Here is an 18,433-nt window from a genome sequence, read left to right as displayed (position 1 = left end):
CTGTGCGGGCCGCGTCCCGGCAGCGGGCCGCGCCCGGATCAGCCGGCGGCCGTCCAGGCCTTGGGGCCCATGCCGCGCCACTCGATCAGATCCGGGTCGTCGACCGTCGTATTGGCCTCGGGCAGCCCGGCCCGGCGCAGGAACTCGACGACGTCGAGCAGGTGATACGCGGTGCCGACATACTCTCCGCGGATGGTCACCCGCCTGCCACCGTCGGGGCCCGGCGGCTGCACCACCACAGGCGCGTCTTTCATGATTGCCGAATGCCCCGTACCGAGCCGGGTCATGCGGGCGAGACGCCGGCCGATGCACATCGTGGCGACATCGTTCCGGCCGGTCGCGACGCTCGACACGCCCGAAGCCCGGCCTCCGTCCCACCGGAGCCGACCGCCGCGCCGGCCCTCAGGGCGGCACACCAGCGGTGAGCGGCCGGCGGGGCCGGAAACCGGCGGATGGCCGAGAACCCCCGGGAGGCGGAGGGTCTGGAGGGGAGTCCGGTGCATCCGGTACACGCCATTAGCCACCCTCCGCAGGCGACGCGGGCGGTGCTCGGCGCCGGGCCGGGCGGCCGTTCCGGAGGGCGCCGGTCACGTGCGCGTTTGACCCGACGATTACGCCTTCACGCACCGGTCACACGTTCATCACGGCGTGCGCACTTTCGGTCACTCAGGGTGCCTTTACGGTCGCCGGGAGAAGACGCCGCGCGCCCGGCTGCCTAGCCTCCCGGCCATGCGATCACCACTGATGAGACGCTTCGGCCTCGGTGCCGTTCTGGCCCTCGCCCTGGCCGTCTTCGGACTGGCCCCCAGCGCGAGCGCCGACCCGGCGCCGGCCGAGCTCACCTTCGCCACGAACGCCGCGACCACCACGCCCGGCGGCACGGTGAACCTGTCGATGACGATCACCAACAACAGGACGTACGACATCTGGTTCGTGTACCAGACGATCGACCCGACCTATCTGACCACGCAGCGCCCCGACCTGAAGTACAGCTTCACCGGCTGCAGCCTGGCCGCGACCGACGGCACCAGCACCGCCTGCTCCGGCACCGGGCCCACCAACCTCGGCACCGACTACGGCGCCACCATCCCGCCCGGGCAGAGCCGCACCGTCAACCTGACGCTCAGCGTCGCCTCCGACTCGGGCTGCAACGGCAACATCGGCTTCTACTCGTACTTCTACGCCGAGTTCAGCGACTCCACGAACACGAACGGCGGCCCGGTCTACACGCCCGAGACGCGTGTTCTGTGCGCCTGACAACCTGTCGCGGATGACCTGAAAAGGTCTGCGATCAGCCAACGGCCCGGGGTCGGGCGCTCTTTCCCCCATCGAGGGCCCGGCCTGCACCGCGGACGGAAATTCAGGCAACTCGGTTCCATCGGTGGCCTGTTGGTCGCCTGCTCTTTTCCGTCATGTTTCGCAACACGACCACGAAAGCTACACACGGACACCACTATGTGACGCGACGGATGCGTCGACGAACCGGCCTCTCAGAGGGAAGCCGGCGTCGGCGTAGGGGGTGCGTCCGCTCTACGGAGCCGTACTCACCCCTGCCCGGGAGGGGACATTCACCGCATGAAGCGGACCTTACGCACGACCGTGCTCACGGTCGGTGCGCTCATAGCCACGCTCGGCCTGCCGGCCGACGCGGCCCATGCCGACGACGCACCCAGAATCGACCTGCGGGTGTTGGTGGTCAGTGACGGGGGGCCGTCGACCGACGCCATCGCAGCCGAACTGACGGACACCGGAACTCCGTTCACCGAAATCGACCTGACCGAGTCGGGACGGCGGTCGATCGACGCGAGCTTCCTGGCAGACACCGTCGACGGACGACCGCGCGCCAAGTTCCAGGCCGTGGTGCTGCCCAACGACAACCCGTTCGCGGCCGGTTCGAACGAGATGGCGGCACTCACAGCGTACGAACAGGTTTACCAGATCCCCCAGGTCGATGCCTATACCTACGCACGTCCGGAAGCCGGATTGCAGTACCCGGTCGGCGGCACCGGCTACTCCGGCAGCCTCGACGGCGCCCAGGCCGACGTGACCGCCGCAGGCCAGGCAGGCCCCTTCGGCTACCTCGACGGCGCCGTGCCCTTCGAGGACAACGACCCGTCCGTGGGCGAGAGTTACGCCTACCTCGCCCAGCCGGCGGCCGGCGCCGACTTCACGCCCTACGTCGAGGCGACGATCCCGGGGTCGTCCGCCAAGGGCTCCCTGGTCGGCGAGTACCGGCACGACGGCCGGCGCGAACTCGTCGTCACCTTCGTCTACAACCAGTACCAGGAGCAGTTCCGGCTGCTGGCCCGCGGCATCGTCGAGTGGATGACCGGCGGGGTGCACCTCGGCGCCTCCCGCAACTACTTCGCGGTGCACGTGGACGACCTGTTCGCCGCCGACGACCGCTGGAACACCGAGCTCAACTGCACGCCCGGCGACGTCGACTGCACCGACCCGAACGCCACGCCCGACCCGATCCGCATGACGTCCGCCGACGTCGACCACGCGGTGGCCTGGGAGCAGAGCAAGGACTTCACGCTCGACCTCGCCTTCAACGGCTCCGGCAGCGTCGACCAGCGCGAGGACGACAACGGCGTCGACCAGCTCGCCGACAAGCTGATCGCGGACAAGAACGACTTCCGCTGGATCAACCACACCTACACGCACGCCTTCCTCGGCTGCGTGCAGAACACCGCCGTGGTGCCGTGGGTCTGCGAGACCAACGCCGACGGCAGCACCAAGTGGGTCGGCGAGAACGACATCTCCGACGAGATCGCCACCAACCGGGTCTGGGCCCAGACCAACGGACTCCCCCTGGAGAACGACGAGTTGGTCACCGGCGAGCACTCCGGGATGCGAATCCTGCCGCAGCAGCCCGACGACAACCCGAACCTGGCGCCCGCCCTCGCCGCCAACGGCATCGACTGGCTGGGCTCCGACAACTCCCGTGATCCGCAGCAGCGTCAGGTCGGCGCGGCCGAGACAGTCCCCCGCTACCCGATGAACGTCTTCTACAACGCGGGCAAGGCCTCCGAGGAGGTCGACGAGTACAACTGGCTCTACACCAGTCGCGCCCAGGGCGGCAGCGGTATCTGCGAGGACAACCCGGCCACCACCACCTGTCTGTCGCAGCCGCTGGACACCAGCACCGGCTACACCGGCCAGATCGTGCCGCTGGAGACCCGGATCGCCCTCGGACACGTGCTGTCCAACGACCCCCGGCCGCACTACATCCACCAGTCGAACCTGACCGAGGACCGCATCGCCTACCCGGTGCTGGACGGCGTGCTCGACGGCTACCGGGCCCTGTTCGCGGACAACACCCCCGTGGTGAACCTGCGGTTGAAGGACATCGGGACCGAGCTGAAGCGCCGGGCGGACTGGCAGGCCGCGCTCCAGGCCGGCCAGGTCACTGCCTACCGCGTCGGCGACGCCGTGACCGTCGACGCGCCGGCCGGCCTGGAGGTCACCGCGACCCTGCCGACCGGGACCACTCTGGCCGGCACCGCGTTCGGCACCGCGTACGCGGGCGCCGTCTCCGGCTGGACCCCCTCGGCCGGCGACCCGATCGGCCTCACCCTCCCGGCCACCACCACCGCCCCGACGGTCACGGTCGACTCCACCGGCCCGGCGGTCACGGTCGACTCCACCGGCCCGGCCACGGATCCGGCACCCGGCACCCGGGTCCCCGCGGGTGTGACCGAGTCGGTACCCGCCACCGTCGGCGACTGAACGGCGCTCCGCAGCACCAACGACCGAAGCGAGAACAGACCCGCGGTCCCGGCCGCCCGCGCGGCGACCGGGACCGGCACGACCACCCCACACCTCGGCCGTGGAGCACACCGATGCCCCTTCCCTACGGCGCGCCAGGCACCCGCACTACGCGCGTCACCCTGCTCACCGAAGGCACCTACCCGCACAGTCACGGTGGCGTCAGCGTCTGGTGCGACCAACTGGTGCAGGGCATGCCCGACTTCGACTTCGGCATCGTCGCCGTCACCGGCACCGGACGCGAACCCGTCGTCTGGGACCTGCCCGCACACGTCTCGAACGTGTGGTCCGTGCCGATGTGGGGCGAACCGCCACCGGGCCGCCCGCCCCGGGGCCGAGGCCGCCGCCAACTCGCCGACGCCTACGCCCGGTTCCTCACCGCGCTGCTCGACCCCCGGGAGGAGGACGGCTTCCCGCCCGCCCTGTACGCCATGGCCCGGGCCGCGGCGGACGGCACACTCAGCCCGTTCCTGCGCGCCGACACCGCGATCACCGTGCTGACCTCGCTGTGGAACCGGCCGGGGGTGGCCGTGCGCGAGGCCCGGCCCACCCTGCACGACGCGCTCACCGCGACCGCGCTCCTCGAGCACGCCCTGCGCCCGATGACCGCTCCGCTGCCCGAGAGCGGGGTCGCGCACGCGGTGAGCGGTGGCGTCGCCGCGCTGCCGGGGCTGGCCGCCCTGGAACGGCACGGGGTCCCGCTGCTGCTCACCGAGCACGGCGTCTACCTGCGGGAACGTTACCTCGGCTATCGGACCGCGCCCTATCGCTGGCCGGTGAAGGCGGTCGTGCTCGGGTTCTTCCGGCTGCTGGCCCGCGAGTCCTACCGCAAGGCGGCCCTGATCACCCCGGGCAACCGCTACAACCGGCTCTGGGAGGAGGAGGGCGGCGCCGATCCGGAGGCCATCCGAACCGTCTACAACGGCGTGGACCCGGCCGCGTTCCCGGCGGCCGGACCGGAACCGGAGGTGCCCACCCTCAGCTGGGCGGGCCGGGTCGACCCCATCAAGGACCTGGAGACCCTGATCCGGGCCTTCGCCCTGGTCCGCGCCCAGGTCCCCGAGGCCCGCCTGCGGTTGTTCGGCGGGACGCCCCGGGGCGGCGAGGCCTACCGGGAGCGCTGCGAGGCCCTGGCCGCCGAGTCGGGGCACGGGGACGCCGTGACCTTCGAGGGCCGCGTCGACGACATCAAGGACGCGTACGCGGCCGGCAACGTGGTGATGCTCTCCTCCATCAGCGAGGGCTTCCCGTTCACGCTGATCGAGGCCATGTCCTGCGGGCGGGCCACCGTCTCCACGGACGTCGGCGGGGTCCGGGAGGCCGTCGGCGACACCGGGCTGGTCGTCGCGCCCCGCGATCCGGCGGCGATGGCCTCGGCCGCGCTCGAGCTGCTGGGCGATCCGGCGCGCCGCCGGGCGCTGGGCGAGGCGGCCCGGCTGCGGGTGATCGAGCAGTTCACCCTCCGGCAGACCATCGACACCTTTCGCGCCATCTACCTCGAACTCCCCGACCGCGCGCGGCGGTCGGCGCCCGAGCCGGCCACCCCGGCCGAGCTGCCCACGGCGTCCGTCACCGGGAGCGTGGCCCGGTGAGCGGACCGATATCCCTCGAACCCGGCGGCTCCGAACAGGACACGCTGGCCCTGCGGTTGGCCGAGCCCCGGCCGACGCCCCGTCGCCGGCCGCGCTGGGCCCTCGACGACACCACGCTGACAATACGGCTGCCGCGGCGCGGCCCGGACGAGGACGCGGTCAGCGAACTCGCCGCCGAACTCGCCGACCGGACAGGCCCCGCCGTCCATCCCTACGAAGTGGCCGCGCTGCTGGAGTCGGAGGGCCTGTCCGCCGCCCTGATCAACGAGCGGTACGGCCACCCGAACCTGTTCTCGCTCGCCTCGGCGCTCTACGAACGGGTGCCCAGGACGTTCCCGGAACCGGCGCCCGCGGCCGACCCGTGGCGCCCGGACACCGTGCGCTGTCTGCTGCGGGGCGTGCTCTTCGCTCTGCCCGGACTGGCGTATCTGCTGACCGCTCCGCTGTGGAACGCGGCCGGGCACGCGCCCGCGCTGATCGTGGCGGGGCTGGTCTCCTGGGCGTGGGGGCAGGCCCTCGGCCACCGCGCCCATCTGCGGATGACGACCGGACGGCACGAGGCGGGCCGTACCCTCCTGATCGGCGCACCGGTCGGGGCGGTGCCGGCCACGGCTGCCGCGGCCCTGGCCTCCGGGGGCGGCCTGGTCGTGCCGGCCGCCGCGGCCCAGTCGCTGTACCTGGCGGCGGCGGGCGTGCTGCTGGTGCTGGCCCGGGAACGGCTGCTGCTGGCCGCGCTCAGTCCGCTGATCGCGGGTGCGGCCGTGCTGCCCTGGTGGGAGCCGGGCCGTGCGCTGCGGGCCGGGCTGCCGCTGCTGGCGCTCGCCGCGACGCTCGCGGTCACCGGGTGGGTGCTGTGGAAGGCCCTCTCGGTCCCGGCCGTCACCGGCGGCCACCGGTCCAAGGTGCTGTGGTCCCTGCCGTACGGCCTGTTCGGGCTGGCCGCCGGGGTACTGGTGCTCCTTGAGGGGCGCGAGGAGCCGTACGCGGTGATCGTGCTCACCGTGAGCATGGGGCCCGCGGAGTGGTTGCTGTACCGCTACCGAGGGCTGTCGGTCCGTGCGCTGCGCGCCACCGCGACCCCCGCCGCCTTCCTGCTGCGTTCCGCCGGCATCCTCGCCCTCTGTCTGTTGCTCTACCTGGCGCCGCTGCTGCCCGCCGCCCTGCTCACGGGCGCCGCTCCGGCCGCCCTGCTGCTGCTCGCGGCCACGCTGTGGACCGCGTTGCTGCTCCAGGCGTTCGGCGCGGCCTGGCCGTCGGCCGCGCTCTGTCTCACCGCCGCCACCGTCGCCGGCGCGTTCCCCCTGTTCCACCTCCCCGGGGCCGGTCTCGCCCTGCCGCTGTGCTGCGGCGCCGCCGCGCTCTGTCTCGCGGTCGGCGCGCTGGTACTGCTCGGCCGCCCCGCCCCGCACGGATAGCCCACACCCCCCATGGACAACCGACCGGAAGGAAACGACAGTTGACCTCCGCACCGCTCGCCGCCGTCACCGGGGCCGAGGGTTTCATCGGCTCGCACCTCACCGAGGCGCTGGTCGCCTCCGGGCACCGGGTACGGGCCATGGCCCAGTACAACTCCTTCTCCTCCTTCGGCTGGCTGGAGACCCTGTCCCAGGACGTCCTGGACCAGGTGGAGATCGTCCTCGGCGACGTCCGGGACCCGGGCTCGGTCCGCGGCCTCCTGGAAGGCGCCGACACCGCCTACCACCTGGCCGCGCTGATCGCGATCCCGTACTCCTACCAGGCCCCGCACAGCTACGTGGACACCAACGTCACCGGCACGCTCAACGTGCTGGAGGCGGTCCGTGCGCTCGGCACGCCCCGGCTGGTGCACACCTCGACCAGTGAGACCTACGGCACCGCCCGGACCGTGCCGATCACCGAGGACCACCCGATCAACACCCAGTCCCCGTACGCCGCTTCGAAGGCCGGCGGGGACCGCCTCGCCGACAGCTACCACGCCAGTTTCGACACCCCGGTGGTGACGCTGCGGCCGTTCAACACCTTCGGGCCGCGCCAGTCGATGCGCGCGGTGATCCCCACGGTGATCGGCCAACTGGCGGCCGGGGAGCGCACCATCACCCTCGGCGACCTGCGTCCCACCCGGGACTTCATGTTCGTCAAGGACACCGCCCAGGCGTTCCTGACGGTCGGCACCGCGCCGGCCGACCAGGTGGTGGGCCGTACCTTCAACGCCGGTACCGGCGGGGAGATCTCGATCGGCGACCTGGTCGCGCTGATCGGCAAGGTGATGGACACCGCCGTCGACGTCCGCGAGGACGAGGCCCGGATCCGGCCGGCCAACTCCGAGGTGATGCGGCTGGTCGCCGACGCGAGCCGGCTCACCGCGGCCACCGGCTGGCGTCCCGGCCACTCCCTGGAGGAGGGCCTCGGCCAGACCGTGGAGTTCTTCCGCGACCCGGCCAACCTCGCCCGGTACAAGACCGGCATCTACAACATCTGACCTCGTCCGGCACGTCTGCGCACGTACACGAAGGAGGAGCCCCATGCACGCAGTGATCCTGGCCGGAGGCAAGGGCGTCCGGCTACGGCCCTACACGACCGCGCTGCCCAAGCCGCTCGTCCCGATCGGCGACCAGCACGCGATCCTGGAGATCGTGCTGCGCCAGCTCTCCACCGCCGGCTTCACCAGCGTCACCCTGGCCATCGGCCACCTCGGCGAGATCATCCGCGCCTATGTCGGCGACGGCACCCAGTGGGGCCTGACCGTCGACTACGCCACCGAGGAGAGCCCGCTGGGCACCATGGGCCCGCTGCTCAACCTGCGTGACCGGCTGCCCGAGACGTTCCTGGTCATGAACGGCGACGTCCTCACCGACCTCGACTACACCGACGTCCTGGACCGGCACAGAGACTCCGGTGCCCCGCTGACCATCGCCACCTATGCCCGCAAGGTGCACATCGACTTCGGGGTGCTGACCACCGACGACAGCAAGGTCGTCGCGTTCACCGAGAAGCCGAGCGTGGACTACCGCGTCTCCATGGGCGTGTACGGGCTGTCCCGTGCGACGCTGGACGACTACACGCCCGGACTTCCCCTCGGCTTCGACGAGTTGGTGCTGGATCTGCTCAGGGCCGAAACTCCCCCGCACGCCTACGAGTTCGACGGGTACTGGCTGGACATCGGCCGCCCGGACGACTACGACCGGGCCAACGCCGAGTTCACCACCCGCAAGTCGCTTCTGCTCAAGGGAGCCTGAGCTCGTCATGCGCATTCTCGTCCTGGGCCACTCCGGCTATCTGGGCACCCATGTCGCCGCGGGACTGCGGGCCGTGCCCGGCGCGCAGGTCCTCGGCGGCGGCCGCTCGGCCGGCGCCGACCACCACGTCGACCTCGCCGCCGTCCGCCCGGAGCAAATGGTCAAGACCCTGGCGGCCGTCGCGCCCGACACCGTGGTCAACTGCGCGGGCGCGACCGGCGGCGACGCGGTGGGGCTCGCCGAGGTCAACGCCCGCGGCCCGGCGGTGCTCTGTGCCGCGCTGCGCGACGCGGCCCCAACAGCCCGTCTGGTGCACCTCGGTTCGGCCGCCGAGTACGGCCCCGGCACCCCGGACGCCCCGGTCACCGAGTCGGCACCGACCAGCCCGGCGGCCCCGTACGGCGCGACCAAGCTGGCGGGCACGGTCGCGGTGACCGCGTCCGGCCTGGACGCGGTGGTGCTGCGGGTGGGCAACCCGGTGGGGCCCGGGGCGCCGGCCGCCTCGCTGCCCGGCCGGATCACCGCGCTGCTGCGCGAGGCGGGTCCGGACCCGGAGGCGGTACTGCGCCTGGGCGACCTGTCGGCGTACCGCGACTTCGTGGACGTAAGAGACGTGGCCCGTGCGGTGGTTCTCGCGGCCACCGCCGGCGGGCCGCCGCCGCCCGTCCTCAACATCGGCGGCGGCCGGGCCGTCCCGGTGCGCGAGCTGGTGCACGCGCTGGCCGCCCGGGCCGGCTTCCGCGGCCGTATCGAGGAGAGCACGGGCGGCTCGGTGCGTTCGGCACGGGTGTCGTGGCAGTGCTCCGACATCTCCGCCGCCGAGCGGGCCCTGGGCTGGCGCCCGGCGCACACGCTGGAGGACGCGCTGGCCGCGCTGTGGGAGAGCGACGGTACGCGGTGAGCCTGCTGATTCCGCTGTATGTGCACCCGGCCGAGGACCCGGGTGCCTGGCACCGCCTGATCTCCGCCGCGAAGGGCACCTACGGTGTGGTCCTCAACCCGGCGAACGGCCCCGGCGACCGCCCCGACCCGGCGTTCGGCGCCGCGGCCGACGCCCTCCGGTCGGCCGGGGCGCTCCTCCTCGGGTACGTCGACACCGACTACGGGATGCGCGGACCGGCCGAGGTCATCGAGGACGTGCGCCGGCACGAGGAGTGGTACGCGGCCGACGGCTGCTTTCTCGACCGGGTGACGGCGACTCCGGAGGCGCTGCCTGCCTGCCGCCGGCTGGTGCGTGCCGTACGGAAGTCGGGCGCCGGGACGGTCGTGCTCAACCCTGGCGTGCACCCGGCGCCTGGCTATGTCCGTCTCGCCGACCTGACCGTCACCTTCGAGGGGCACTGGTCGACGTACGTCTCGGCGTTCAGCAGACCGGCGTGGGCCGCCCGGCAGCCGCCCGAGCGGCTGTGCCACCTCGTCTACGGTGTGCCCGAGCCCCTCGTCCCGCTCGCGGTACGCACCGCGCACGAGCGGGGCGCGGCGGTGTGCGGTCCGGTGACCGGCGAACCGCCCAACCCCTGGGCGCAGTTGACTCCGGCCTTGCCGGGAGCGCAGTGGTGAGGACACGGACCGCGCTGACCGCGGCCGTCCTGGCGGGGCTGCTGGCGGGCTGCTCCGCGCACGGGGACTCGTCCTCCGCACCCTCCAAGGCCCCCTCCCGGCCCGCGGACTCCTCGACCACGCCGCCCGGTTCACCCACCGCCAAGCCGTCAGAGTCCGCCACCGTCCACCCGGCCTCGCCCACCGCAACCCCGACGGGCTCCTCCGGGGCACACCCGGCCAGGGCCCTGTGGAGACCCAAACCCGGCCTGGCCTGGCAGTGGCAGCTGGACGGAGAGGTCAAGCCGACGGTGGACGTGCCCGTCTACGACATCGACGGCTTCGAGAACTCCAAGGCGGACGTGGCCCGGCTGCACGCCGCCGGCCGGAAGGTCATCTGTTACGTCAACGTCGGCGCCTGGGAGAACTTCCGGCCCGACAAGGACGCCTTCCCGCGCTCGGTGCTCGGCGGCACCAACGGCTGGGCCGGCGAGCGCTGGCTGGACATCCGCAAGCTGTCCGTGCTGCGGCCGATCATGGAGCGGCGCTTCGACATGTGCCGTGACAAGGGTTTCGACGCGGTCGAGCCCGACCTGGTGGAGGGGTACGGCAACGACACCGGGTTCCGCCTCACCGCCGCCGACCAGCTTCGCTACAACCGCATGATCGCGGACATCGCGCATGCGCGCGGAATGTCGGTGGGCCTGAAGAACGACCTCCCGCAGATCCCGCAGCTGCTCGCCGACTTCGACTTCGCGGTCAACGAGGAGTGCGCCCAGTACGACGAGTGCGCCCGCCTCGCCCCGTTCGTCGAGGCGGGCAAGGCGGTCTTCCACGTCGAGTACAAGGAACCGCCCAGCGCCTTCTGCGCCGAGTCCCGGCGGCTGGGCCTGTCGTCGATGCAGAAGAAGCTGGAGCTGGGGGTGTGGCGCAAGCCCTGCTGACGGGGACCGGAGCCGGACCGCGGCCGGCCGCTTCCGGAGCCGGCGGATGTGGAAGTGCCCCGGTGAGCACGGTCGCCCTCCCCCTACAAGGGGCGACCGTGCTCACCGGGGTCGGCGCCGGCTCTGCCGGTTCTCCGCAGAGTCGGATCGGGCGAGTCCCCCGCTCGCCCGCCCGGCACCCGCCCATCCCCCCTGGGTGCCCGGCGCCTGTGTCAGGGCGTCAGTGTGGCCCACACGGCGTGGCCGCTGGTGAGCCGGGACCGGTCGACGCCCCAGGAGTCGGCGAGTTCCTCGACAAGCAGCAGCCCCCTGCCGCCCTCGTCGTCGGGCCCCGGCTCGCGCCGGAACAGACCCCGCCGCGTGTAGTCGTGGTCGTGCACCTCCAGCCGCAGACAACCGTCGGTGATCATGCCCATGCCACACAGGATGCGGACGCTGAACGTGTGGCGGACGGCGTTGGTGACCAGCTCGGACACGAGCAGCACCGCGTCCTCGCACAGCTCGCCGGGCATCCCCCACGAGCTCAGGCGCTCTCTCATGGAGCGGCGGGCGACTCTGACACTGGAGCGGTGCGAGGGCAGCTCGATCCAGTGCGCCTGGTCGGGGTCGACTACGTCTAACAGGTCGAGCGGGGAGGTCGCGTGGGGGGACACGTGGTTGCCTTCCGTGAGGCGACTGCGGCGGGAAGCAGGCAGAGCTGAGCAACGTCCGCACGGGAGACGTACGTTGCCCGTGAGCGTGACCGCGATTTACTCAAGTAACTATGCTCGCAGTCGGGTTCACCCTGCAACCGACTCCCTGATAATTTCAGAATGCCGGTGTCGGTGTGGTCGCTTCATCAAGTGCCTGTCAAACTCGTACCGGTGATGTTCCCTCAGGAGGTAGGGCGTGAGCGAAAGCCGGTCGAACGCGAGCAGCGCCAGTGCGCCCACCGTGCTGCGCATGATCCTGGGCCGCAGGCTCCAGGAGCGCCGCCAGGAAGCGGGCGTGTCACTGGACGAAGCGGCGCGGGCGCTGCGGGTCGCTCCCCTGACCATCCGCCGCCTGGAGAAGGCGGAGGTGGCGCTCAAGCCTCTCTACGTGGAGAAACTCCTCGAGACCTATGGCGCCGACCAGCAGGAGACCGCCGAGTTCGTCGCGTTCGCCGAGCGGGCGAACGAGCCCGGCTGGTGGCACACCTACCGTGACGTACTGCCCACCTGGTTCAGCGCCTACGTGAGCCTGGAGACCGGCGCCAGGACCCTGCGCACCTACGAGCCGCACTACGCCACGGGGCTGCTGCAGACCCCCGAGTACGCGCGTTCGGTGCTGAGCGGCGGCTTCCCGAACGACCGCGACGAGGACCTGGACCGGCGCGTGAACCTCCGGCTGCGCCGGCAGGCCCTGCTGGAGCGGGCCGACGCGCCCACCCTGTGGGTGGTCATGGAGGAGGCCGTCCTGCACCGGGTGGTCGGCGGCCCTCAGGTGATGCGTACGCAGATCGAACGGCTCCTGGAGGTCTCGGAGCTGGAGCACGTCAGCGTCGACGTCGTGCCGTTCACCGCCGGTGCCCATGTGGGTGCGTGCGCGCCGTTCACCTACTTCCGTTTCGAGGAGCCCGAGCTTCCCGACGTGGTCTACAGCGAGATCCTCTCCGGCGCGATGTACCTGGACCAGCGGTCCGACGTCGTCGCCCATCTGGAGGCGCACAACCGCATGTCCCTGCTGACCTCCGACGCGCAGAGCAGGGCGCTCCTGAACCGCATGCGCAAGGAGTACGCATGACCATCATCGACGGCAGTGCCCACGACGTGTACAACGGCATGCCCGCCACGGACCTCGGTGAGCAGGGCTGGGAGTCGCCCTGGAGCGGCCCCAACGGAGGCCAGTGCGTGCAGACGAAGCAACTCGCCGACGGCCGGGTGGCGCTGCGTCAGTCGACCGACCCCGCCGGCCCCGCGCTGATCTACACCCCCGAAGAGATCACGGCGTTCGTCGCCGGGGTCAAGCGGGGCCTCGCCGACCATCTGACCACTGGCTGACCTCCCCCCTCCCCCCACCCCCTCCGAAAGGTTCAGGATGACCAACTCGCACGCGGCGCGGGACATCGACACCAGCAAGCCCCACTCCGCCCGTATGTACGACTACTACCTCGGCGGCAAGGACCACTTCGAGGTCGACAAGCAGGCGGCCGAGACCGTGGCGTCCGCCTACCCTGGCATCTTCGTCTGCGCCCGCGAGAACCGCGCCTTCATGCACCGCGCCACCCGCGTCCTCGCCCGTGAGCACGGCATCCGGCAGTGGCTCGACATCGGCACCGGCATCCCCACCGAGCCGAATCTGCACCAGGTGGCCCAGTCCGTGGTCCCGGAAGCACGGGTGGTGTACGCCGACAACGACCCGCTCGTCCTGAAGTACGCCGAGCGTCTGATGCGCAGCACGACGGAGGGCCGCACCACCTACATCGAGGCGGACGTCAACGACCCGCAGGCGCTGCTCGACGCCCCCGAACTGTCCGAGATCCTGGACCTGGACCGGCCGGTGGCGCTGTCCCTGAACGCCCTGATGCACTTCGTCACGGACGCCCAGGACCCGTACGGCATCGTCAGCCGGCTGCTGGACGTGCTCCCCTCGGGCAGCGCGCTCGCCCTGAGTCACTGCACGCCCGACTTCGACCCGGCCACCTGGCAGAGGGTCACGGACATCTACAACAGCGCCGGCACTCCGGTGCAGTTCCGCTCGCGCGAGGACGTGGCGCGCTTCTTCGACGGGCTCGAACTGCTCGACCCCGGCGTCTCGGTCGGCCACCGCTGGCGCCCGGACGGCGAACCGGCCGAAACCGACGCGGAGGTCAGCCTGTGGACCGGGGTGGGCATCAAGCCGTAGCGCGGACGGGCTGTCGTACCGCACGGTGACACGACGGTACGACAGCCCGGAACAGCCCCGGGAACAGGTCAGCCGATGTGGTAACTGTCCCCGTACACCTTCCAGTCCAGCGGGGTGTTCAGACACAGGTTGCCCTTGCTCAGGAAGACCCGCTGCTCGGTGTCGACCCGGGTGGTGTCGCTGTGGGCCTCCTCCTGCTTCATGGCCCAGACCCGCGCGTCGAGGAAGGCGTTGAGGTACGTCACCTCGTTGCCGCCCTGCGCCGGCGGCTTCGCGTGGCCGAGGGCGCGCTTGCGTATGTTGCGGAAGCTGGTGGGGTCGTCGCCGTCGCCGTGCATGACGATGGCGTCGTAGTAGGTGAACTGCCCCAGCGTGCCGAGCCCGTCCGTCTTGCCCTGCTGTACGGCGGGGTTGAAGTACACCCGGTCGCGCTCGTCGTTCTGCGCCTGCTGGAAGGCGGTGTCCTGGGCGGCCTTGCGCCAGTCCGCGGGGAAGTTCGGGTCGAGGCCGGAGTGCGAGTCGGTTCCGTTGACCCGGCGCAGCGCCGGGAGGTACTTGGCGAGGACGTTGCCGGGCTTGCGGTCGGTGTAGAGCTGGACGAGGTCGAGCATGTCGCCGGTGCCGGAGCAGAATCCGATGATCCCGGCGGTGTAGCCGCGGCCGTCGCCGATGTCCTCGATGTACTTGTACTGCGCCTTCCAGTCGAGCGAGGAGTTCTCCGCGCTCGACACCAGCTTCATGGCGATCTCCTTCTTCGCCGGGTCGTCGAGGCCCACACAGCTCGCGGCCGCCGAGGCGGCGGACGCGTGCGCGGGGCGCAGCAGTACGGCACCGGCCGCGGACGCGCCGAGCAGGGCGAGCAGGGTGCGCCGGGAGGTCGGGGCAGGGGTCGTCGTGGGGTTGTTCGGGTGCCTCACGTGGGCTCCAGAAGGTGGTGGGGGGTGGACTGGGATCCACTATTAGGAAGGTTTCCTATCAGAGCCAGCTGATGATGTGTACCCGTCACGCAGAAGTTCGTAGGGTCGAACAAGACAGGTACGGACCACGGCACGGCGGCCGGGCCTGGCCGTCAGAGGTGGTGGAATATTCAACCAACCCGGTCCGTTGACGGCCTCGAAGGAGGTCACGAGTGGACACCACGTACTACGACCAGGGAACTCTCGCCGAACGCTGGGACCGCGCCGAGCTGTTCTTCGACGCCAAGGACTACGCGGGCGCCGCGCGGGTGCTCGCCGGGCTGGTCGAGGAGGTGCCGGAGCAGACCGGACCGCGGCTGCTGCTGGCGCGTGCCTATTACCACTCGGCCCAACTGCGCCGGGCCGAGGCCGAGTTGCGCGAAATCGTCGAGCGCGACCCGGTGGAGCACTACGCCCGGCTGATGCTGGGCCGCACGCTCCAGCGGCAGGCCCGGCACGAGGAGGCGGAGCCGCATCTGCGTCTCGCCTCGGCGCTGGCGGGCGACTTCCCGCAGGAGTAGAGGAACGGATCACCAGGGCCCCGGGTCTCCCCGGGGCCCTTCTCGGTGTCCGGCAGCCGCCGGTTCCGGCCGCCGGGCCGGCAACTCGTCGAGGCCGACCGGGCCGGTGAGCCGCCCGGTGCCGTCACAGGGGAGTGGCCGCGTGCAGGATCAGGAAGAGAGTGACCGCCGAGTTCGCCGAGGACATCGCCGACACGAAGGTGCCCGCGGCCGCGCCCCACACGGCGAGACCGGCCCCGGTGAACGCCGACGGCCAGCCGCGGGAGGACGGGGCGGGACCGAGGAGCGCGGCGACCCGGCGCGGCACTGGGCCGGCGGCGGCCAGCGCGGCCAGGGTGGGGGCCGGGGTGCCCCGCGACAGCAGCGCGGCCCTGCCGATGGCCCGGGCGACCGTGCGCCGGTCCCCCACCGAGCGGGCCGCCGCCTCGTCCGCCCAGCGCTCGGCGGTGTAGGCGACCGCGGTGCGCAGGGGCCGCAGGAAGGGGTTGGCACGGGCCGCCAGGTGCACGGCGAGCAGGTAACGGTGGTGCCGGGCGGCGACATGGGCGCGTTCATGGGCGAACAGGGCCCGGCGCTCACCGGGGTGGAGGCCGTCGAGGAGGGCGGTGGTGACGACGATCCGGCCGGGCAGCGCGTAGGCGTAGGGGGTGCGGTCGGGCAGGACCGCGACCGCCCGGCCGGGCAGTCCGGTCAGCGCCCGCCGGGCCAGCCGGGTGACCCGGCGGTGCCGGTGGAGGGTGCGCCCGCACAGCACGGCTACCACCCCGAGCGCGGGGATGGCGGCGCGGCCCGCGATGTCGTCGTGCGGGACCGCGGCCCGTACCTCCGGGTCGGACCAGCCGTCCGGGAGGGGGTTGCCGGGAAGCTGGGCGGTGCCGACCACCATCAGCAGGGCCAGGCAGAGCGTGCTGCACCCCGCCATCACCACGGCCACCGCGGTGAGCAGCCGGGTCGCGGTGCGCGGATGCAGCCGTCCCTCGGCCAGCCGGGCGACCGGCCAGGCCGTCAGCGGCAGGACCAGCGGCAGGAAGACGAAGACCCCCATGGGCGGTCAGTCTTCCGTACCGCCGTGATCGGTGTGCGAGGTGTTCCGACTGTTCACCCGGCTCGGTCCCGCGGTCTCCAGGAGCGCCCGCAGCACCTGCTCGTCGCCGGGCGGCAGCGCGGTGACGAAGCTCGCCAGGACGGCCTCCCGGTCCCGTTCGCCGTCGAGGAGCCGGCGCATCCGCAGGGCGGCGAGCCGGGCCACGTCGGCGGTCGGCGTCCACAGGAAGGCGCGGCCCTGCCGTTCACGGGCGACGACGTCCTTGGCGAGCAGCCGGGTCAGGATGGTCACCACGGTGGTGTAGGCGAGGTCGCCGCCGAGCCGCTCCTGCACCCAGGCGGCGGTGACGGGCCCGCCGGCCTCGCGCAGCGCGCCCAGCACCTGGCCCTCCAGCTCCCCCTGCCCGCGCCGGGCCCGCACCATAGTCCCGTCTCCCTCCGGCGTCGGCGTGTGTGACACGCGCCAGGCGTGTGGTGACACCCGCGTCGGCGTGTCTGACCACGCTACTTCACGCCGCCCCTGCCCCCGTACGTCCGCTGCCCGCGGCGGTGCGCGATCTCGCCGAGCGCGATGTCCACGACGGCGAAGGCGGCGAGCGGGATCCCGAGCAGGGGCACGAAGTAACCGGCCACCGCGATCACCACCATCGCCGGGACGAGCAGGTACGGCGGGACGTCCGCCCAGGCACCGCGCGGGATCGGCCGGCCGAAGGCAGAGCCGCGGCCGCGCTGCCACCACATGCGGTAGCCCCACAGGATCAGCAGGATCAGGGAGAGCGCGAGGAGCGCCAGGGCGAGCTGGTTGACGATGCCGAAGAGGATGCCGGTGTGCAGGTCGATCCCCCAGCGGGTGAGTTTGGCGAGCACCGGATAGTCGGCGAACCGCAGGACGTCGGTCACCTCGCCGGTGGCCGGGTCGACGGCGACGGAGTCCTGTTTCTCGGGCCAGCTGCGCTGGACCTGCCGGACGACGTAGGCGCTGTTCGCGTCGGCGGGCGGGACGATCTCGACGGGGTTGCCGAGGCCCTCGGCGCGGGCGGCGGCGAGCACCTTGTCCAGGCCCACCGCGTGGTCGGCGGCGCCGCCGGTCATGGACGCCATGTCGTGCCCGGCGTGTTCGCCGCCGCTCGCGGCCGCCGAGACGGACGGGGTGGCCTGGCCCAGCGAGGTGCGCAGCTCGTCGATGTTGGCACCGGCGTAGGTGGACCAGGTCAGGCCGGTCGCCGACAGGAAGACGAAACCGGCGGCGGCCCAGATGCCGACGCTGCCGTGCAGGCCGAGGGTGCGCCGGCGCCCGCTGGTGCCGCGCACCTTGCGCAGCGCCCGCCGCCGGGAGAACCACAGCACCAGGCCGCCGCCCGCGATCACCCACAGCCAGCTCGCCGCGAACTCGCTGTAGAGCCGCCCGGTGTCGCCGAGGTGCAGATCGCGGTGGAGTTCGTCGATCCAGGTGCGCAGCGGCAGCGCGCCGGTCGAGCCGTACTGTTCGAGAGCGCCGCGCACCTTCCCGGTGTACGGGTCGACGAACACGGCGAGGGTGTGGTCGGCGCCGACGCCCTTCACTCCCGACAGCAGCACCCTGGTGGTCGCACCGGCCTCGGGCGCGGGCCGTATCGCGGAGACGGTCCCCTCGGGATGGGCCTTGCGGGCCGCGGCGACCTGCTCGGAGACGGGCAGCTCGGACTTGCCCACCGGGACGGTCAGCTCATGGGCGTGCACCAGTTTCTCGGCCTGGAAGGAACAGGCGTACAGCAGGCCGGTGGTGGCGGCGACGAGCAGGAAGGGGGCGACCAGGACGCCGGCGTAGAAGTGCAGACGCAGGACGAGGGGGCGCAGCGGTGCCCAGCGGCTCGGGGACGCGGCCAGGGCGGACGGTTTCGGGGCCTCGTCCGATGGAGGTCCCCCCGATCGAGCGGAGCCGAGATTGGGGGAGGTCGGGGGGGTGATGGACATCGGGGGCTTCTCCGGGGGACTCGTGCGAGAGCG

General features: G+C 72.1%; 19 protein-coding genes. 13 read left to right on the top strand and 6 right to left on the bottom strand.

The window, feature by feature from the left end; all coding sequences use genetic code 11:
* Window positions 1–38: 38 nt before the first annotated feature.
* Window positions 39–353, bottom strand: a complete 315-nt coding sequence (locus tag ACWGJB_RS43500; RefSeq protein WP_453385562.1) for a hypothetical protein — start codon at window positions 351–353, stop codon at window positions 39–41.
* Between the two features lie 376 nt (window positions 354–729).
* On the opposite strand from ACWGJB_RS43500, the gene ACWGJB_RS43495 reads away from it, so the two are divergent.
* The 9 genes from ACWGJB_RS43495 (at window position 730) to ACWGJB_RS43455 (ending at window position 11,061) form a co-directional block, all read left to right on the top strand.
* Complete coding sequence (locus ACWGJB_RS43495; protein WP_453385561.1) at window positions 730–1,257, top strand: hypothetical protein; 528 nt, start codon at window positions 730–732, stop codon at window positions 1,255–1,257.
* Window positions 1,258–1,575: 318 nt separating this feature from the next.
* Entirely contained in the window at window positions 1,576–3,732 is a 2,157-nt protein-coding gene (locus ACWGJB_RS43490) for a hypothetical protein (RefSeq protein ID WP_453385560.1), read from the top strand.
* Between the two features lie 113 nt (window positions 3,733–3,845).
* A complete protein-coding gene (pelF, locus tag ACWGJB_RS43485; RefSeq protein WP_453385559.1) occupies window positions 3,846–5,363 on the top strand; it encodes a GT4 family glycosyltransferase PelF in 1,518 nt (505 codons plus the stop codon).
* Window positions 5,360–6,778: a hypothetical protein gene (locus ACWGJB_RS43480; RefSeq protein WP_453385558.1), complete on the top strand. Its 1,419-nt coding sequence runs from the start codon at window positions 5,360–5,362 to the stop codon at window positions 6,776–6,778. Before pelF ends, ACWGJB_RS43480 begins: the two co-directional genes overlap by 4 nt.
* Before the next feature lie 41 nt (window positions 6,779–6,819).
* A complete protein-coding gene (locus ACWGJB_RS43475) occupies window positions 6,820–7,821 on the top strand; it encodes a GDP-mannose 4,6-dehydratase (protein WP_453385557.1) in 1,002 nt (333 codons plus the stop codon).
* A 43-nt stretch (window positions 7,822–7,864) separates the two neighbouring features.
* Complete coding sequence (locus ACWGJB_RS43470) at window positions 7,865–8,578, top strand: nucleotidyltransferase family protein (protein WP_453385556.1); 714 nt, start codon at window positions 7,865–7,867, stop codon at window positions 8,576–8,578.
* 7 nt (window positions 8,579–8,585) lie between these two features.
* A complete protein-coding gene (locus tag ACWGJB_RS43465; protein WP_453385555.1) occupies window positions 8,586–9,479 on the top strand; it encodes an NAD-dependent epimerase/dehydratase family protein in 894 nt (297 codons plus the stop codon).
* A complete protein-coding gene (locus ACWGJB_RS43460) occupies window positions 9,476–10,138 on the top strand; it encodes a spherulation-specific family 4 protein (RefSeq protein ID WP_453385554.1) in 663 nt (220 codons plus the stop codon). The genes ACWGJB_RS43465 and ACWGJB_RS43460 overlap by 4 nt, the downstream gene beginning before the upstream one ends.
* Complete coding sequence (locus tag ACWGJB_RS43455) at window positions 10,135–11,061, top strand: endo alpha-1,4 polygalactosaminidase (protein WP_453385553.1); 927 nt, start codon at window positions 10,135–10,137, stop codon at window positions 11,059–11,061. The genes ACWGJB_RS43460 and ACWGJB_RS43455 overlap by 4 nt, the downstream gene beginning before the upstream one ends.
* 212 nt (window positions 11,062–11,273) lie before the next feature.
* Here the strand turns inward: ACWGJB_RS43455 and ACWGJB_RS43450 are convergent, their stop codons facing one another.
* On the bottom strand, window positions 11,274–11,600 hold the full coding sequence (locus tag ACWGJB_RS43450; protein ID WP_453385552.1) for an ATP-binding protein: 327 nt from the start codon (window positions 11,598–11,600) through the stop codon (window positions 11,274–11,276).
* 403 nt (window positions 11,601–12,003) lie between these two features.
* Here ACWGJB_RS43450 and ACWGJB_RS43445 point away from each other — a divergent pair, with 403 nt between their 5' ends.
* Genes ACWGJB_RS43445 through ACWGJB_RS43435 form a run of 3 tightly spaced genes read left to right on the top strand, consistent with a single transcriptional unit; the run spans window position 12,004 to window position 13,926 of the window.
* The gene (locus ACWGJB_RS43445; RefSeq protein WP_453385595.1) at window positions 12,004–12,825 is read left to right on the top strand and encodes a helix-turn-helix domain-containing protein; all 822 of its coding nucleotides are present in this window, start codon (window positions 12,004–12,006) and stop codon (window positions 12,823–12,825) included.
* Window positions 12,822–13,082, top strand: a complete 261-nt coding sequence (locus ACWGJB_RS43440) for a DUF397 domain-containing protein (RefSeq protein ID WP_453385551.1) — start codon at window positions 12,822–12,824, stop codon at window positions 13,080–13,082. The genes ACWGJB_RS43445 and ACWGJB_RS43440 overlap by 4 nt, the downstream gene beginning before the upstream one ends.
* A 37-nt stretch (window positions 13,083–13,119) precedes the next feature.
* Window positions 13,120–13,926: an SAM-dependent methyltransferase gene (locus tag ACWGJB_RS43435; RefSeq protein WP_453385550.1), complete on the top strand. Its 807-nt coding sequence runs from the start codon at window positions 13,120–13,122 to the stop codon at window positions 13,924–13,926.
* 68 nt (window positions 13,927–13,994) lie between these two features.
* Here ACWGJB_RS43435 and ACWGJB_RS43430 read toward each other — a convergent pair whose 3' ends face one another.
* Complete coding sequence (locus tag ACWGJB_RS43430) at window positions 13,995–14,843, bottom strand: chitosanase (protein ID WP_453385549.1); 849 nt, start codon at window positions 14,841–14,843, stop codon at window positions 13,995–13,997.
* 212 nt (window positions 14,844–15,055) lie between these two features.
* Here ACWGJB_RS43430 and ACWGJB_RS43425 point away from each other — a divergent pair, with 212 nt between their 5' ends.
* A complete protein-coding gene (locus tag ACWGJB_RS43425) occupies window positions 15,056–15,403 on the top strand; it encodes a tetratricopeptide repeat protein (protein WP_453385548.1) in 348 nt (115 codons plus the stop codon).
* Window positions 15,404–15,527: 124 nt separating this feature from the next.
* Here ACWGJB_RS43425 and ACWGJB_RS43420 read toward each other — a convergent pair whose 3' ends face one another.
* From ACWGJB_RS43420 to ACWGJB_RS43410, 3 genes are all read right to left on the bottom strand, one after another.
* Window positions 15,528–16,448, bottom strand: coding sequence for a M56 family metallopeptidase (locus ACWGJB_RS43420; RefSeq protein WP_453385547.1), 921 nt, complete (start codon window positions 16,446–16,448; stop codon window positions 15,528–15,530).
* 6 nt (window positions 16,449–16,454) lie between these two features.
* Entirely contained in the window at window positions 16,455–16,871 is a 417-nt protein-coding gene (locus tag ACWGJB_RS43415) for a BlaI/MecI/CopY family transcriptional regulator (protein ID WP_453385546.1), read from the bottom strand.
* A gap of 80 nt (window positions 16,872–16,951) precedes the next feature.
* On the bottom strand, window positions 16,952–18,400 hold the full coding sequence (locus ACWGJB_RS43410; protein WP_453385545.1) for a PepSY-associated TM helix domain-containing protein: 1,449 nt from the start codon (window positions 18,398–18,400) through the stop codon (window positions 16,952–16,954).
* Window positions 18,401–18,433: the final 33 nt, after the last annotated feature.

It is taken from the genome of Streptomyces sp. NPDC054813 (genome assembly GCF_053611365.1).
The sequence above is the reverse complement of the archived record's forward strand: the minus strand, read 5'-3'. Positions and strand labels throughout refer to the sequence as shown.